The 17,203-nt window shown below is 71.7% G+C and carries 12 protein-coding genes; 6 read left to right on the top strand and 6 right to left on the bottom strand.

Annotation, left to right across the window (positions count from 1 at the left end):
* The first annotated feature begins 86 nt into the window (after positions 1-86).
* Positions 87-1,076, top strand: a complete 990-nt coding sequence (gene galE, locus FB470_RS20140; RefSeq protein ID WP_306993716.1) for a UDP-glucose 4-epimerase GalE — start codon at positions 87-89, stop codon at positions 1,074-1,076.
* A gap of 1,148 nt (positions 1,077-2,224) precedes the next feature.
* On the opposite strand, the gene FB470_RS20135 is transcribed toward galE, so the two are convergent.
* Positions 2,225-3,325 carry a DUF4192 domain-containing protein gene (locus FB470_RS20135; RefSeq protein WP_306993714.1) on the bottom strand — a complete coding sequence of 367 codons (1,101 nt, stop codon included), beginning with the start codon at positions 3,323-3,325 and terminating at the stop codon, positions 2,225-2,227.
* A gap of 254 nt (positions 3,326-3,579) precedes the next feature.
* Here FB470_RS20135 and FB470_RS20130 point away from each other — a divergent pair, with 254 nt between their 5' ends.
* On the top strand, positions 3,580-4,509 hold the full coding sequence (locus FB470_RS20130) for a hypothetical protein (RefSeq protein WP_306993712.1): 930 nt from the start codon (positions 3,580-3,582) through the stop codon (positions 4,507-4,509).
* A gap of 600 nt (positions 4,510-5,109) precedes the next feature.
* A complete protein-coding gene (locus FB470_RS20125; RefSeq protein ID WP_306993710.1) occupies positions 5,110-6,120 on the top strand; it encodes a DUF2293 domain-containing protein in 1,011 nt (336 codons plus the stop codon).
* Between the two features lie 4 nt (positions 6,121-6,124).
* Here the strand turns inward: FB470_RS20125 and FB470_RS20120 are convergent, their stop codons facing one another.
* Both FB470_RS20120 and pdxR read right to left on the bottom strand, forming a co-directional pair.
* The gene (locus tag FB470_RS20120; protein WP_306993708.1) at positions 6,125-6,553 is read right to left on the bottom strand and encodes a CBS domain-containing protein; all 429 of its coding nucleotides are present in this window, start codon (positions 6,551-6,553) and stop codon (positions 6,125-6,127) included.
* Positions 6,554-6,588: 35 nt separating this feature from the next.
* On the bottom strand, positions 6,589-8,013 hold the full coding sequence (pdxR, locus tag FB470_RS20115) for a MocR-like pyridoxine biosynthesis transcription factor PdxR (protein ID WP_306993706.1): 1,425 nt from the start codon (positions 8,011-8,013) through the stop codon (positions 6,589-6,591).
* Positions 8,014-8,094: 81 nt separating this feature from the next.
* Between pdxR and FB470_RS20110 the strand changes: the two genes are divergently transcribed.
* Together FB470_RS20110 and FB470_RS20105 are read left to right on the top strand one after the other, a co-directional pair.
* Positions 8,095-8,655, top strand: a complete 561-nt coding sequence (locus tag FB470_RS20110; RefSeq protein WP_306993704.1) for a TIGR03086 family metal-binding protein — start codon at positions 8,095-8,097, stop codon at positions 8,653-8,655.
* 29 nt (positions 8,656-8,684) lie between these two features.
* Positions 8,685-10,691, top strand: a complete 2,007-nt coding sequence (locus tag FB470_RS20105; protein ID WP_306993702.1) for a prolyl oligopeptidase family serine peptidase — start codon at positions 8,685-8,687, stop codon at positions 10,689-10,691.
* On the opposite strand, the gene FB470_RS20100 is transcribed toward FB470_RS20105, so the two are convergent.
* On the bottom strand, positions 10,640-11,947 hold the full coding sequence (locus tag FB470_RS20100; protein ID WP_306993700.1) for an MFS transporter: 1,308 nt from the start codon (positions 11,945-11,947) through the stop codon (positions 10,640-10,642). The genes FB470_RS20105 and FB470_RS20100 overlap by 52 nt on opposite strands.
* Before the next feature lie 215 nt (positions 11,948-12,162).
* Here FB470_RS20100 and FB470_RS20095 point away from each other — a divergent pair, with 215 nt between their 5' ends.
* Entirely contained in the window at positions 12,163-12,993 is an 831-nt protein-coding gene (locus FB470_RS20095; protein ID WP_306993698.1) for a LysR family transcriptional regulator, read from the top strand.
* Positions 12,994-13,512: 519 nt separating this feature from the next.
* Here FB470_RS20095 and FB470_RS20090 read toward each other — a convergent pair.
* Both FB470_RS20090 and FB470_RS20085 read right to left on the bottom strand, forming a co-directional pair.
* Entirely contained in the window at positions 13,513-14,265 is a 753-nt protein-coding gene (locus tag FB470_RS20090; protein WP_306993696.1) for an SDR family oxidoreductase, read from the bottom strand.
* A gap of 84 nt (positions 14,266-14,349) precedes the next feature.
* A complete protein-coding gene (locus FB470_RS20085; RefSeq protein WP_306993694.1) occupies positions 14,350-17,175 on the bottom strand; it encodes a vitamin B12-dependent ribonucleotide reductase in 2,826 nt (941 codons plus the stop codon).
* Positions 17,176-17,203 lie beyond the last annotated feature (28 nt).

Here is a 17,203-nt window from a genome sequence, read left to right as displayed (position 1 = left end):
GGGCGGGACCGGTGCGGGACTCACAGGTTGATGGTCCACACTGGCGGACACCTCCTTCGTTCTCGAGAAAGGCCTTCGACGAGACCATGGCTTCCGACTCCTCGCGCCTCAAGCTGATCGTCACGGGTGGTGCCGGCTACGTCGGCAGTGTCTGCACGGCCCGCCTGCTGGAAGCGGGGCACGAGGTCGTCGTGGTCGACGACCTGTCCACGGGCCACGCGGACGCCGTCCCCGACGGCGCGCGCTTCGTCGAGGGCGACGCCGCCGACGCGACGGCCTCCCTGCTCGGCGAGGGCTTCGACGGCGTGCTGCACTTCGCGGCGAAGTCCCTCGTCGGCGAGTCGATGCAGGACCCGGCCAAGTACTGGCACGGGAACGTGCTCACCTCCATCCGGTTGCTCGATGCGATGCGTGCGCACGGCACGCCCCGCCTGGTGTTCTCCTCCACGGCGGCGACCTACGGGGAGCCGGAGCGCAGCCCCATCCCCGAGACCGCTCCCACGATGCCCACCAACACCTACGGTGCCTCCAAGCTGGCCATCGACCACGCGATCACCAGCTACGCGCGGGCGCACGGGCTGGCCGCCGTGAGCCTGCGGTACTTCAACGTCGCCGGCGCCTACGGCCGCTTCGGGGAGCGGCACACCACCGAGACCCACCTCATCCCGCTGGTGCTGCAGGTCGCCACCGGGGACCGCCCGCAGGTGAGCATCTTCGGCGAGGACTACCCCACCGACGACGGCACCGCCATCCGCGACTACATCCACGTCGCCGACCTCGCCGACGCGCACTTGCTCGCCCTCACCCACGCACGCCCGGGTGAGCACCGCATCTACAACCTGGGCAACGGCACCGGGTTCTCCGTGCGCCAGGTCATCGAGGCTTGCCGGGCGGTCACCGGTCACCCCATCCCGGCCGAGGTGGCGCCCCGGCGGGCCGGCGACCCCGCCGTGCTCGTGGCGGCCAGCGACCGGGCCCGCGAGGAGCTCGGCTGGAAGCCCGAGCGCGCCGACCTCGAGGCCATCGTCAGCGACGCGTGGCGCTTCACGCAGGACCGGCGGGCCCTCGACAGCTGACGCTGCCTGCCGTCCCGGCTGCGTCGTGACGCCGGCTCCTGGTGGCGGGTGCGTGCGACGCCGGTGGCTCCGGCGCTGCACGGGCGGCGGCGAGCCGTTGGTGCCCCCGCGGGCTTCCCGGTCGGCGCTGGACTCCGTGGGGGAGCCGGTGGCCGTGTCGCGCCGATGCGGCTCCCGATGCTCGGCCCGGGCACATCCTGTGGTGGTCCACCAGATGCTGCTCGGGACCGGACCGGCATCGGGCGCTCAGTGGAGGGGCCGCCGGGGCTGCGGCGGTCACGGCTCGTGCGCCGGTGCGCCAGCCGGGTGCAGGGCTCGGTGCACCGGCGCTGGAGCACTCCGTGGGCAGGCCACCGGGCTCGGTCGGCCAGTGCTGGGGCTTTCGCGGCCTGGTCAGCGGGCTCGGCGGACCGGGGCTGCGGCGCACCCCGTGCCGGGCGCTGGGCACGGACCGGGGCTCCGGGACACCGCGGACCGGTCGCCGGACGCGGGCCGGGACGGCCGCAGTCCGGCAGGCTGGTCACCGGGCTCGGCGGACCGGGGCTGCGGCACGCCGCGTGCCGGACGCTGGGCACGGACCGGGCGTGCGGGACACCGCGGACCGGTCGCCGGGCCCGGACCGGGAGTGCCGCACTCCGCAGGCTGGTCAGCAGGCTCGGCGGACCGGGGCTGCGGCGCACCGCAGGCTGGCCGCCGGGTGCCGTGAACCAGTGCACCGGCACCACGGCCAGCCAGCCAGCTCAGCGGACCCGGACTGCGGCACTCCGCAGGCTGGTCACGTGGAGCGGTGGACCCATGCACCAGCGGACGACCGGCCGGTAGCCGGGCGCTGGGCACGGACCCAGGGCGCCGGGACACCGCGGAGCGGAAGCCGGGCGCTGGGCACGGCCCCCGGGCTCCAGGGCACCGCAGGCCGGAAGCCGGGCGCTGGGCACGGCCCCCGGGCTCCAGGCCACCGCAGGCCGGAAGCCGGGCGCTGGGCACGGACCGGAGCTCCGAGGCACCGCGCGCCGGTCAGCGGGCTCAGCTGATCGGTCCTGCGGCACTCCGCGGCCGGTCCGCGGGCGGGGTGCACCAGTGCGCCGGCGCACGACGAGCCGGTCGCCGGGCGCGGGCTGGCCGGTTCTGAGCTGGTCGCCCGGCCGGGGCTAGGGGGTGTTCGCCATCGGGGCACCTCCGTTCGGGTGGCTCAGTCTGCTCAGCGCGGCGGGTGGGATCTGGCGGTCCAGGCACAGGTCGAGGAGCTCGGCGAGGCGGTGGCCGGGCCGGGCGGTCAGGGCGTTGTCGAACGCCAGGCCGGCCAGGACGCAGTCGCCGCGGCGGTAGGCCGAGTAGCCCAGCAAGACGGCCGGCTCGGCGCGCTCCGGCGGTGGCGTGCGGCGCACCAGCTCGAGCCACAGGCGCTCCGCCGCGTTCGACGCCGGCTCGCCGGGCGGCTCGGCGGTCCTCAGGCACCGATCCCGCACCTCGAGGTTCGACAAGGCCATCGCCAGGGACACGACGTCCTCGTCGCTCAGGTCGAGGTCACCCGCCTCGGCGCGAGCCAGCGCGGCACGCACGACGGACAGGTGCGCCGCGGACTCCTCGGCGCCGAAATGACCCATCGCGGCGGCGATGGCTTCCGGTGCGGGTGCTTCCGCCAGCCTGTCCACCGCCGCGTCCAGCATGCGTTGCCGTCGCTCGATCGCCGCTGGATCGTCCGGGTCCAGCAGTCGCGACATCTCCTCGCGGCTGTCGTAGGTCACCCAGCCGCGGGTCGCCATCGCCGCGGCCATGACGGTGTCCCGGTCGTCCGGCAGAACACCTGGCGGGCAGTCGTCGAGGTAGCACCTCCACGGCACGCCGGCACGGATCTCCGGCACCCACAACGCGTGGTCGACCGGCCGGCCGACGTCGTCGAGCGCGCGGACCAGCAGGCCGGCCAGCTGCTTGTGCGGCACCTCCCCCGGCGGTGCCCGGTGCCCGGGACGACAGCCGATGATCACGACCGTCACCCCGGCGCCGGGATGTCGGAGCAGGCGGCGCACGAGTTCGCGCACCGCGTCGGGCTCGAAGCTCTCGTCGGGGAGATCCGCGCGGATCACCGGGAGGATTCGCCGCTCTTTCGCGCCCGCATGGTTGAGCAGTACGACGGACGGCCCGGGCCGGAACGAAAGCAGGTGCGGCACCGCCGCGATCAGCTCGCCGGGATCGGAGATGCGGACGGTGACGCGGCCGTCCGTGCCGGTGTGGGTGGTGGTCGATGTCATGACTCCACTATGCGGCAGGAAACGGATCACCCAGGAACAGAACGGAATTCTGTGGATGGTTGAGGACGATGTGGACAACTCGCCGGGTTCTCAGGCGAGCGGCCCGGTTTTGTCGGAGGTATGCGCTAAAGTGCGCGTCCCCGCGCGCCGGTCCACAGTAGAAACCTGATCAAGATCCATACGAGAATTGAGTGGCTGTCCCGTACAGTGATCATGATGGGCACGGTTTCACGGGGACGGACGTTATGCGGGACATGAAATGGCGCCTCGTGCTCGCCGGCCTGGGCGCGGGAGTCGCCATCGCCGTGGTCGTCACCTCGCTGACCGCCGGTCGAGCGGACACCGACACCGTGTCCGTCGCCGGGCCGACGTCCACCGCGGTCACGACGACAACGGTGACGACGTCGTCCAGCGTCCCGGTCAGCACCGCCCATTCGACACTCAACCAAGGCGAGCGCGATCGCCTCGCCGGCGCGGTCACGGATGCGGTGAACGACAAGGTCTCCGGCACCACCGTCGGCCTGGCGCTGTACGACACGGCCACCGGCGAGCTGCTCGCCTCGGCCCACGGGGACCGGCAGTTCTACGCCGCCTCCGTGGTCAAGCTCCTGATGGCGCTGGACGTGCTGCACACCGGCGGCTGGCACGCGCCGAGCGAGACCCAGCGCGCCCGCATCGTGGAGATGCTGTCACTGAGCCACGACGGCGACGCCGAGTCGTACTGGAACTCGGGCGGACGCGGGGCGATCATCACCCGCATGGCCGATCTGATGCATCTGCCGAACACCCGTCCACCGCGGATTTCCGAGCAGTGGGAGATGACGAGGACGACGCCGAACGACCTCGTCGCCGTCTACCGCTACCTGACCACCCAGGTCCCGCCGGAGGCGCGGCAGCCGATCCTCGACGGGCTGGCGGCGATCCGCAGCACGGCCTCGGACGGGTTCCCGCAGCACTTCGGCATCCCGGACGGTCTGCCGGGGCAGCCGCGCGCGGTGAAGCAGGGCTGGATGGAGATCAGCCGGGCGGTGGTGCTGAACACGACCGGGCTGGCCGGCCGGGACTACCGCTACATCGCGGTGCTGTTGACCGAACTGCCGCGGGGGACCACCTTCGCCAGCGGGCGCGTCGCGCTGACGGCCGGGATCAGCGCCCTGCGGCCGACGGTGGCCGGATTGCCCTGATGTGACAGCAGTGGTCGGTGCCGGGACCAGCGGGTTGGTCCGACGGAGTGTTGGGCGGGGACGGGCACGCGACGAGGTGCCGCGGGCGATGTCACTGGACGCGGGGCCGGGCGCGGAGTTGGCCGGGACGGTTGTCAAAGACCACAGGCTTTGCGGCACGCAGCCTCTCGGCTGCGGAGTCGGTGAGCGGATCGGGACAGGCACGGTCGAAGCCGCTGCGTTCACCCCGGGCAGGGAGCCGTCTGGTGACGACTGTGAGCCCTTGCGGGAGCGGCCTTCCGGCCGGCGCCAATCGCCCAGACGCGGGGCAGGCTGAGCCGTTCCGGGTGATGACCGCGAGCCCTTGCGGAAACGGGCTCCCAGCCGGCGCCGATCACCCAGACGCGGGGGCAAGCTGAGCGGTTCGGGGGTGTCAGAGAGCCCCAACGGCTGCGAGGCGGGAGCAAACGGCCGGGGCGGCGGCCCAGCGGAAGGGGACGCAACGATCCCGCGCCAAGGTCCACAGCAGGCGCCGAAGGGCCCGTCCACGGCCGTGGGCCGACGAACACTGGCTACACTTTCCGCCCGATGGGTGGGAAATTGCGTGGCCGCGTGGCCTCCGTGGCGGCTGCTTCGCTTGCCCAGCGCAAGTACGTTGCTCCGGTCGAGGTGTTCGTCTCGCTGGGATGGGTGCCCGCTCACCGCGTCGAAGCGTGGCGGCAGGGGCGCTTCAGCCCGCTCACCGAAGCGCTGCCCGTCGACAACGAGCGCATCACCGAAGCGCTCCGCTGCCTCCACGACTGGGCCAAGGAGAACGGGCTCACCCCGGCCGGCACGACCTACACCGCCGCCACCCGGGACCGCCGCGATCTGCGGTTCACCGACGACGACACCCTCGACGCGCTCTGCCGCACCCACTGGCTCTCCGCCGACCTGTCCGACAAGCAGCGGGCCCGTCTCGCCGAACGGCAGAACAAGGCACCCGACCTGACCGTGAACACCGCCGACCGCGCCTGGAGCTGTGCCGGCTGCGGCGACCCGGGCGAGCCCGGCGACCTCGTCCTCCCCGCGGGCCCCCTCTGCCTGACCTGCGCGGACTTCGACCACCTCGTCCTGCTGCCCGCGGGCAACGCCGCGCTGTCCCGCCGCGCCAGGCGGGAAAGCACCCTCTGCGTCCTGGTCCAGCGCTTCAACCGGCGGCGCAAACGTTACGAACGCCAAGGGATCCTCGTCGAGGCGGACGCGCTGGACCGGGCCGAACGACAGTGCCTCGCCGACGAGGACGTCCGCGCCCGGCGGCGGGAACGCGACGCACAACGCCGCGCGGTGCAGGACGTCGAATTCCAGGCCGCCTTCGCCGCCGGCATCCAGCAGCTCTACCCGGGCTGCCCGGCCGAACGGGCACACCTCATCGCCGAGCACGCCGGGACCCGCGGCAGCGGCCGGGTCGGGCGGTCCGCCGCCGGGCGGGCCCTGGACGAGAATGCGGTGCGCCTCGCGGTGATCGCCTCCGTCCGGCACCTCGACACCGCCTACGACCGGATGCTCATGGACGGCGTGCCGCGCGCCGAAGCCCGCGAACGGATCCGACCGGACCTCGACCGCGTCCTGGCACGCTGGCAACGGGCCTGACGCCTCAACCCTGCGCGATGTAGGCCGCCAGCTGCTGCTGCGTCGCCTCCAGCTCCTCCATCCGGGTCTTCACCACGTCGCCGATGCTGACGATCCCGACCAGCCGCCCACCCTCGACGACAGGCACGTGCCGCACGCGCCGCTGCGTCATCAGCACGCTCAGGTCGTCCACCGAATCACGCGGCGTGCAGGTCGCGACCACCGTCGTCATGATCTCCGACACCGGCCGCTCCAGCAGGGCCGGTCCGCGTTCGTGCAGTTTGCGCACCACATCGCGCTCGGAGACGATGCCCGCGATGCCGTCCTCGCCGGCCACGACCATGGCGCCCACGTTGTGTTCGGCCAGACCGGCGAGCAGATCGGTGATGGACGACTCGGGTCGCACCGTCGCGACCCAGTGGCCCTTGTTCCGCAGTAAGTCGGCGATCCGCATCGGCAGCCTCCCAGCTGGACGTGACCCGGCTCACATCAGGTTAGTGCCCGGTCGCTGTCCGCGAAAGCCCGCAGTTCACGCAGCCCCCGTTCGATGCGCTCGCGCGGGATCGCCCCGAAGCCGAAGACCAGGCCCTCCAGCGCGTCCCGCGGCCGGGTGAAATCACCGAGCGCGTAGATCCGCACCCCCGCCTTCCGCGCGGCGAGCACCATCGGGCGGACCGGTGCCGAACTCATCGCGCTGACGTGCAGCCCGGCCGAGGACCCGATCAGCCGCAGCTCCGGGAAGTCCCGCTCGACGACGCCGCGCACCACGTCCCGCCGCGCGGCGTACTCGCGCCGCGTGCGGCGAATGTGCCGGGCGTACTCGCCGGTGTCCATGAATTCCGCGAGCGCCGCCTGCGCGGGGCTCGCCGAATGCCAGTCGGTGAGGTACTTCGCCTTCGCCAGCGCCGGGCGCAGACCCGGTGGCGCGACGAGGAATCCGAGGCGGAGGCCGGGCAGCAGCACCTTCGAGAACGATCCGATGTAGAGCACGCGACCGCTGGAATCCAAGCTGCGCAACGGTTCCAGCGGACGTCCGGTGTAGCGGAACTCGGTGTCGTAGTCGTCCTCGAGGATCGCCGCGTCGTTGCGGCACGCCCATTCGATCAGCGCCAGGCGCCGCGCCATCGACATCGGGACCCCGAGCGGGAACTGGTGCGACGGCGTCACGTACACCAGGCGGCAGCCGTCGGGGATGGCGTCCACGACGATCCCCTCCTCGTCGACGGGCACCCCGACCGGCCGCGCACCCAGCGTCGCGAAAAGCTGCCGCGGCGGCGGGTAACCGGGCTCCTCGACCGCGACCCGGTCACCCGGCTCCAGCAGCACACGGGCGGCGAGATCCACCGCCTGCTGCGAGCCGTTGGTGACGAGCACGTCGTCGGCGGCGACGCGGACGTCGCGGGAGACTCCGATGTGCCGCGCGATGGCGGCGCGCAAACCGGCGTGCCCCTGCGGGTCGCCGTAGGTGAGCAGGTCGTGGTGGGACCGGCGCAGCTGCTGGGTCATCAGCCGCCGCCAGGTCTCGAACGGGAACAGCGACACGTCCGGGGCGCCGGAGCGGAAGTCGTACTCCGGCCGTTCCGCGAACCGGCGCGGCGGACGGGGTACGTCGTCCCAGGCGGCGGACGCGGTCAGGGCCGCCGCCCGCTCACCCGGGCCGGCACCGTCCCGCCGGGCGCCCGCTCCCACGAAGGTGCCCGACCCCACCCTGGCCTCCAGGAATCCCTCGGCGACCAGCCGGTCGTACGCGGCGCTCACGGTGTTGCGCGAAACCACGAGACGCTGCGCCAGCTCCCGCGTCGGCGGCAACGCGTCACCCGCACGCAGGCGCCCGTCGAGGATCGCTTCGCGGATCTGGCGGTAGATGGCATCCCGCCGGCCACGGCCGGCCCCCAGTTCGATCTGGATGTCCATTCCCCGAGCCTAATTGGCCCACCTCGCTCTGCCCATCTTTGGACCTTCGACCGGGCCACTTTCCGGCCTAGCGTGGGCGGCATGGACATCCGTGACCTGGACCGCCGCGTTCTCCGCACCGTCGACAAGATCGTCTCCGGCACCACCGACCTCGGCCTGCGCACCCCGTGCACGGGCTGGACGCTGGGCGACCTGCTCATCCACCAGGTGAGTGAGAATCACGGGTTCGCCGTGGCGCTGCGGGAGGGGTCCGCGGCCGACTGGCACAGCGGTTCGCTCGGCGACGATCCGTACCGCGCCTACGCCGATTCGGTCGACGCCTTCCTGTCCGCCGCGGCCGACGACGCCGTCCTGACCCGCGAGGTGACCGTGCGCGAGTTCGGCACCTTCCCCGGTTCGGTCGCGCTCACCATGCACCTGGTCGACTCGGTCGCCCACGGCTGGGACCTCGCCCGCACCTTCGGCGTGCCCTACCAGCCCGACGCCGAGGCCGTGCACGTCGCGCTGCGGTTCGCCGAGCGAATGCGCGCCCGGCCGCGTCCCGACGACGACGTCTTCGCACCGGTGCTCGAGGTCGGTCCGGACGCCGGCGAGCTCGACCGGTTCCTCGCGCTGACCGGCCGGGACCCCGCCTGGCGTTGAAAACCATCCCCACCTGGCAGGATGGGGACATGGCTGACGAAGACCCGTACCTGTGGCTCGAGGACGTGACCGGTGAGCGGGCGCTCGACTGGGTTCGGCAGCGCAACGCCGAATCCGTCGCCGAGCTCACCGGCAGCACGCGGTTCGAGCAGCTGCGCGACGAGGCCCGCGAGGTGCTCGACGCCGACGACCGGATCCCCTACATCCGCCGGCGTGGCGAGTACTTCTACAACTTCTGGCAGGACGCGGCGCACCCGCGCGGTCTGTGGCGGCGGACCACGCTCGACTCCTACCGCACCGAGCGCCCGGAGTGGGACGTCCTGCTCGACGTCGACGCGCTCGCCGAAGCCGAGGGCGAGAACTGGGTCTGGCAGGGCGCGGCGGTGCTGCGGCCGTCGTACCGCCGTGGTCTGGCCGAGTTGTCGCGCGGCGGCGCGGACGCGGCCGTGGTGCGCGAGTTCGACCTGGAGACGCGCGAGTTCGTCGCGGGCGGTTTCGAACTGCCGGAGGCCAAGAGCCGGGTCGGCTGGATCGACGAGGACCTGATCTACGTCGGCACCGACTTCGGACCCGGGTCGATGACCGCCTCGGGCTACCCCCGGATCACGAAGGAGTGGCGCCGGGGCACGCCGTTGTCCGAGGCCGTCACGGTGTTCGAGGGCAAGCCGGACGACGTGGCGGTGTTCGCGTACCACGATCCCACTCCCGGGTTCGAGCGCGACTTCGTCGGCCGGGCCATCGACTTCTACCGCACCGAGAAGTTCCTCCGCACGCCCGACGGGCTGGTCAAGCTGGACGTGCCAGAGGATGCGCACGCGAGCGCGCACCGCGAGTGGCTGCTGATCCGCACGCGGACCGCGTGGACCGTCGGCGGCCGCGAGTACGCCCCGGGCACGCTGCTCGCCGCGCGGTTCGACGACTACCTGGCCGGCGCCCGCGACCTGACCGTCCTGTTCGAGCCGGACGGCCGGACCTCACTGGAGTCCTGGGACTGGACGCGGAACCACCTGCTGCTCACCACCCTCGCCGACGTGCACACCGAGCTGCACGTCCTCACCCCCGGCGAGGGCTGGCGCAGGCAGCCGCTGGCCGGCGCGCCGGAGCTGGGCACCGCCGAGATCATCGACACCGATCCCGACGACAGCGACGAGTACCTGCTCAACACCAGCGGTTTCACCCAGCCCTCGACCCTGTCCTACGGGCACGTCGGCGGCGCGACCGAGGTCCTCAAGCAGGCCCCGGCCCGTTTCGACGCCACGGACACCACCGTCGAGCAGCACTTCGCGACGTCGAAGGACGGCACGCGGATCCCGTACTTCGTGGTGCGCCCGCGCAACGGGGACGGCCCGACGATGCTCACCGGCTACGGGGGGTTCGAGGTGTCCCGCCTGCCCGCCTACAGCGGCGTGATCGGGCGCGGGTGGCTCGCGCGCGGCGGCACCTACGTGCTGGCCAACATCCGTGGCGGCGGCGAGTACGGCCCCGGCTGGCACACCGGTGCCATCAAGGAAAACCGCCACCTCGTCTACGAGGACTTCGCCGCGGTCGCCGCGGACCTCGCCGACCGCGGCATCACGACGCCGGAAGGCCTGGGCATCCAGGGCGGCAGCAACGGCGGCCTGCTGATGGGTGTCATGCTGACCCGGTACCCCGAGCTGTTCGGGGCGATCGTCAGCCAGGTCCCGTTGCTGGACATGAAGCGCTACCACCTGCTGCTGGCCGGTGCGTCGTGGATGGCCGAGTACGGCGACCCGGACGACCCCGCGGAATGGGAGTACATCTCGAAGTACTCGCCGTACCAGAACGTCCACCCGGGACGGAAATACCCGCCCACGCTGTTCATGACGTCCACCCGCGACGACCGCGTGCACCCGGCGCACGCGCGCAAGATGATGGCGCGCATGCTCGAACAGGGCCACGACGTGCGGTACTACGAGAACATCGAGGGCGGGCACGGCGCCGCCGCGGACAACGAGCAGCTGGCCTACAAGTGGGCGTTGCTGTTCGAGTTCCTCTGGCGGAAGCTCGCCGCCTGAGCGGCCGCCGTCAGCGCGGCGGCGAGCAGGAACGCCCAGCCGAACCCGCCGGTGGCCACCACGCTGCCCATCGCCGCGACGCCGACGGTCGCCCCGACCTGGCGGACGGCGTTGAGCAGGCCACCGGCGGTTCCGGCGTACCCGTCGGGCGCCGCGGTCACCACACCGGTGACCAGCGCGGGCAGTGCGAGGGAGACACCGAACCCGAGCAGGAGCAGTCCGCACGCGAGCACCGGGTAGGGCGCACGGGTCCCCGCCGCGAGGACGAGCGCGCCCGCGGTCAGCAGCGTCAGGCCCGCGACGACGGGGAGCCGTGGACCACGGGCGACGACGATCCGGCTGGTCAGCAACGGGTTGAACGCGGTGGGCAGGGTGAGCGGCAGGAAGGCCAGGCCGGTCTGGACCGGGTCGAGGTGCCGCTCGTTCCGCAGCAGCAGCGTCACGGCGAACAACGTCCCGGACAGGACGAAGTTGACCGCGGCGCCGGCGAACAGGTTCGTGGCCACGGCCCGGGTGCGTACCAGCACGGGTGGCACGGCGGGGGCCGCGGAACGGCGCTCCCAGAACCGGAACACCGCGGCCACGAGTGCGGCGGGGACGAGCGCGAGCGGCCGGGAGTCGACGATCGCCTCGGTCACCAGCCCGAGGACCACGCAGGCGGCGAGCTGGGTCTTCACGTCGAAACCACGACCGCCCGTCGTGGTTTCGCGGCCGCGGGTGAGGGCCAGCCCTAGGACCGCCAACGGCACGTTGACCACGAACACCGCGCGCCACCCCGCCAGATCGACCAGCAGTCCGCCGACGATCGGCCCGGTCGCGAGCGCGACGCCCGTGATCGCGGCCCACGCCCCGAGCGCCTTCGCCCGCGCGGCGGGGTCCGGGTGGAGGCGGCTGATCAGGGAGAGGGAGCTGGGCAGGCACGCCGCACCGGCGATCCCGAGCAGCACGCGCAGCACGACGAGCACGGGCAGCGTCGGCGCGGCCGCGGAGACCAGCGAGAGCACGCCGAAACCCGCCACACCCCAGCGGAACACGCGCAGCGGGCCGACGCGGTCGGCGAGCGCGCCTCCGCCGAGCAGGAACGCGGCGAACGAGACGGTGTAGCCGTTGACCACCCACTGCTGGCCGGCGAACGACCCGCCGAGGTCGTCGCGGATGTCCGGCAGCGCGACGGTGAGCACGGTGGTGTCCAGCAGGACCAGGAAGTACGCGAGGGAGACGCCGAGCAGGCTGCCCCGGGTAGCGGTTGTCGTCACGGCGGCGACTCTCCGGGTATGGCCGGGGTCGCTCAACGGGCCGATCCGCATGCGGTGTTCGGGATTTCCGGATGCGGGCGGCTCTCCGGTCTCGCGGACAGGCTCGGTGCCCCGGCGAGCCGGTAGGCGCGTCACGGCTGTTGAATCTCCCCACCGGAAGCGCCGCAGCCTGCGGCTTTCGGGTTTTCCGAATGCTCGCTCGCTAGGCTGAACTCATGGAACTGCGGCAGTTGCGGGCGTTCGTGGCGGTCGCCTCGGTGGGGACGGTGACCGGTGCGGCCGAACGGCTCGGCCTGTCGCCGGCGACCGTGTCGGAACACGTGCGCTCGCTCGAGGCTTCGCTCGGCCTGGTGCTGTTCGAGCGGAAGCCGAACGGCATGGTGCTCGGCGAGCGGGGGCGGTTGCTGCTGCCCGAGGCGCGACGGCTGCTCGACCAGGCCGAGTCGATCCGGCGGCTGGTGAGCGACGAGCGCACGCGGTTCGCGGTCGGTGCGCTCGAGACGCTCGTCGCCACGCGGCTGCCGGCCGTGGTCGCCCGCCTCGGCGACCGGCGGCCGGACCTCGACCTGGCGGTGCGATCACTGATGCGGCAACCCCTGCTGCAGGCGGTCGCCGACGGCGAACTCGACGCCGGACTGCTGCTGGACACCGGATCAGCGTTGGGCACCCTGGGTTTCGACGGCGGCGATCTGTCCTTCGTGGACATCGAGACCGTGCGGTTGTTCCTGGTGTCCAAGCCCGGCCGGACCGGCGACGACGTCCTCCTGGTGACGCCCGACGGGTGCTCGTTCCGGATGGCCGCCGACCGGCTGCTGGGTGCACACGGCAGACGGCTGGAGTTCGACAGCGTCTCGACTATCCGCGCCTGGGTGACCCAGGGGCTGGGCATCGCGCTGCTGCCGGATTTCGCGGTCGCGAGCGACCTCGCGGACGGGACCCTCGTGTCATTACCGATGGCAGACAGCGCCGAGCTGGCGTTGCGGGTCGTGTGGCGCACGGACCGCGAGGACGACCTGCGTGACGTGCTCTACGCCATGGCGGCCTGATGCGCGACTCGGCCAGTCGTGGTCGTCGGCGGCACCGGTGCGCCGTGTCGTGACCTGCCCGAACGGATGGGCCGCGGAAGACGGCGCATGAGCGGTTGCGGGACGAGGTGATCGTCAACGACGATGCGGGGCCACGCCGGGGACAATCCGCAGCTGGTGCCGGGGCTCGACGGGATCGCGGTCGCCGGGATAGGACCGGGTCGACCACGGTGCCGACCCGATGCGGTGGTCGCGGACAAGGCGTATCGCACCCTTCAACCTGGCAGGCGATGCGGACCGGCGGATCCGGTTCGTCAACCGTGAGCGCGAGGATCAGATTGCCCGCCGCACGGCCCAGGGCTCCCGTCGCGGGCGGGCGCCCGTCCGCCTTCGACGCCGAGGCCTGCAAGCGGCGCAACGTGGTCGAACGCTGTTTCAACGCCGAACTCACCATCGCCGCCATCACCCTCTGGCTCCGATGACTTGCCGGACACGGCCCAAGCGGTCGTCCGTCTTCGGCTGCCGCCTCGGCTCACGGGCCTAACTCCCCGAACCGAGGAACTGCTCGAACGTGACGCGGCCGGCCGCGTTCGGCGTCAGGTGGTGGCCATCCCGGTAGCCGCGGCCGATCGCGCCGGGGATCGGGACCGGGATCATCGGGCGGCGGCGGTTGGCGGCGCGCAGGGTTGCCCGCGCGAGGTCGCGGAAGTCACGGACCTCGGGCCCGCCCATGTCCGGCACGCGTCCGGCGGCGCCCTCCAGCGCGAGCTCGGCCAGACGCGCCGCGACCTCGCCCGGATCGACCGGCTGGAAGCGGAAACCGGCGGGGCGGAACACGACCGGGAGCCGGCGCTGGAGGTCCACGACGAGCCGGATGAGGGTGTGGAACTGGGTCGCACGCAGGATCGTCCATGGCAGACCCGAGGACACCACGGCCTCCTCCGCCGCGAGTTTCGCCCGGTAGTAGGGCAGCGGAATGCGGTCGACACCGACGATCGAGACGTAGACCAGGTGCGGCATGCCGGACCGGGCCGCGTCGATCAGCGTCCTCGTGGCCGCCACGTCCTTCCCGCCGAGTGTCGTCGCGCAGTGCACGATCACCTCGGCTCCTTCGACCGCCGCGCCGATCCCGGTGCCCGTGCGGAGGTCGCCGGTTCGCCACGCGTAGGGCGAACCGTCCGGCGCCGGACGGCGGCTCAGCACACGGACCTCCCGGCCCGGCGCGAGGAGACGGCGGGCGACCTCCCGGCCGAGCACGCCGGTGCCGCCGGTGACGAGGTTGGTTCCAGGCATACCGACCAGACTGGATGATCCACCGGAACGTGACAACGCAAGAGGGCCGGGCGAGCGCCCGGCCCTCTCACGTCACTTGGTCGATCAGCTGCAGCCGGAGGTGGCGCCGCAGCCCTCGCAGGCGTAGCACGAACCCGCGGGACGCATCTTGGTGCCGCAGGTCATGCACAGCGGGGCGTCGGCGGCCTTACCCAGGTGCAGATCCATCAGCTCGGCCGTGCTGTGCGCGGCGTGGGGCTGCTCGGCCGGCTTCTCGCTGGCGCTGGCGTCGACGGAGCTGCGCAGCTCCTCCAGGTCGACGTTCTCCTGCTCGGCGGGCTGCGAACCGTAGCCGGTCTCGACCTGGGCGGCCCGCTCGGCGGCGGTGAAGATGCCCAGCTCGGCCCGCTTCTCGTACGGCAGGTAGTCCAGCGCGAGACGGCGGAACAGGTAGTCCAGCACGCTGGTGGCGATCCGGATGTCCGGGTCGTCCGTCATCCCGGCCGGCTCGAAGCGCAGGTTCGAGAACTTCGAGACGTAGAACTCCAGCGGGATGCCGTACTGCAGGCCCACCGAGATCGACATCGAGAAGGCGTCCATGACACCGGCCAGGGTCGACCCCTGCTTGCCGAGCTTGACGAAGATCTCGCCCAGGCCGTCGTCCGGGTACGAACCGGCGTGCAGGTAACCCTCGGCACCGCCGACGGTGAACGACAGCGTCTGGCTCGGGCGCTTCTTCGGCAGCCGCTTGCGGATCGGCTTGTACTCGACGACCTTCTCCGGCTGGACGGCGTCGGCGGTCTCGGTCTTCTTCTTCGCGCTCGACAGCGGCTGGCCGACCTTGCAGTTGTCGCGGTAGATCGCCAGCGCCTTGAGGCCCAGCTTCCAGCCCTGGAAGTAGATCTCCTCGATGTCCTCGACGGTCGCCGACTCCGGCATGTTGACCGTCTTGGAGATCGCGCCCGAGAGGAACGGCTGCACCGCGGCCATCATCCGCACGTGGCCCATCGGGGCGATGGACCGCTCACCGATCGCGCAGTCGTACACCTCGTAGTGCTCGGGGCGCAGGCCCGGCGCGTCGACCACGTGGCCGTGCTCCGCGATGTACTCGACGATCGCCTCGATCTGCTCGTCCTGGTAGCCCAGGGCCTTCAGCGAGCGCGGGATCGTCTGGTTCACGATCTGCATCGACCCGCCGCCGACGAGCTTCTTGAACTTCACCAGCGAGAAGTCCGGCTCGATCCCGGTGGTGTCGCAGTCCATCATGAAGCCGATGGTGCCGGTCGGCGCCAGCACGCTGGCCTGCGCGTTGCGCCAGCCGTTCTTCGTGCCGATCTCGATGCCCTTCTGCCACTCGCGGGTGGCCAGGTCGCGGATCGCGACGTCGTTGGTGTGCATCGTGCGGATCGCGTCGTTGGCCGCCGCGTGCTTGCGCATGACGCGCTGGTGCGCCTCGGCGTTGCGGCTGTAGCCCTCGTACGCGCCGACCACGCCGGCCATCTCCGCCGAGCGGCGGTAGGACGCGGCGGTCATCAGCGAGGTGATGCTCGCGGCGAGCGCGCGGCCGCCGTCGGAGTCGTAGGCGTGCCCGGTGGCCATCAGCAGCGCGCCCAGGTTGGCGTAGCCGATGCCCAGCTGGCGGAACTTGCGGGTGGTGTCGCCGATCGACTCGGTCGGGAAGTCCGCGAAGCAGATCGAGATGTCCATCGCGGTGATGACGAACTCGACCGCCTTGACGAACAGCTCACCGTCGAACGTGCCGTCGTCGGAGAGGAACTTCAGCAGGTTCAGCGACGCGAGGTTGCAGCTGGAGTTGTCCAGGTGCATGTACTCGCTGCACGGGTTCGACGCGGTGATCCGGCCCGACTCGGGGCAGGTGTGCCAGTCGTTGATCGTGTCGTCGTACTGCAGGCCGGGGTCGGCGCACTCCCACGCCGCCTGGGCCATCGAGCGGAACAGCTTCCTGGCGCCGACGGTGTCGATGACCTCGCCGGTGAGCCGGGCGCGCAGGCCGAACTCCGAGTCCGACTCGACGGCGCGCATGAACTCGTCGCTGACGCGGACCGAGTTGTTCGCGTTCTGGTACTGCACCGAGGTGATGTCGGCGCCGGAGAGGTCCATGTCGAAGCCCGCGTCACGCAGGACGCGGATCTTCTCCTCCTCGCGCGCCTTCGTCGCGATGAACTCCTCGATGTCCGGGTGGTCGACGTCCAGGACGACCATCTTCGCGGCGCGGCGGGTGGCGCCACCGGACTTGATGGTGCCCGCGGAGGCGTCGGCGCCGCGCATGAACGACACCGGGCCGGACGCGGTGCCGCCGGAGGACAGCAGCTCCTTGGACGAGCGGATGCGGGAGAGGTTGATGCCCGCGCCGGACCCGCCGCGGAAGATCATCCCCTCTTCCTTGTACCAGTCGAGGATCGACTCCATCGTGTCGTCGACCGCGAGGATGAAGCAGGCGGACACCTGCTGCTTGGAGGAGGTGCCGACGTTGAACCACACCGGCGAGTTGAAGCTGAAGACCTGGTGCAGCAGCATCCAGGTGAGCTCGTGCTCGAAGATCTCGGCGTCGGTGCCGGTGGCGAAGTAGCCGTGCTCGGTGCCGGCCGTCACGTACGCCTTCACGACGCGGTCGATGAGCTGCTTGAGGCTGCGCTCGCGCTGCGGGCTGCCCACCGCGCCGCGGAAGTACTTGCTGGTGACGATGTTGGTCGCGTTCATCGACCAGAACTCGGGGAACTCGACGCCCCGCTGCTCGAAGTTGATGGACCCGTCACGCCAGTTGGTCATGACGACGTCACGCTGCTCCCAGGTGACCTCGTCGTACGGGTGCACGCCCTCGGTCGTGAACACCCGGCTGATCTTCAGCCCCCGCTTGCCCCGCTTGGCCGCCTTGCCGCTCGCCGTGCTCGCACCCACGGTCTCGGTCATGAATTCGTCCCTCCCGCTGCGCGCCGGG

This window comes from Amycolatopsis thermophila (genome assembly GCF_030814215.1).
Classification (GTDB): Bacteria; Actinomycetota; Actinomycetes; order Mycobacteriales; family Pseudonocardiaceae; genus Amycolatopsis_E; species Amycolatopsis_E thermophila.
This window is presented reverse-complemented; position numbering and strand designations above follow the sequence as displayed.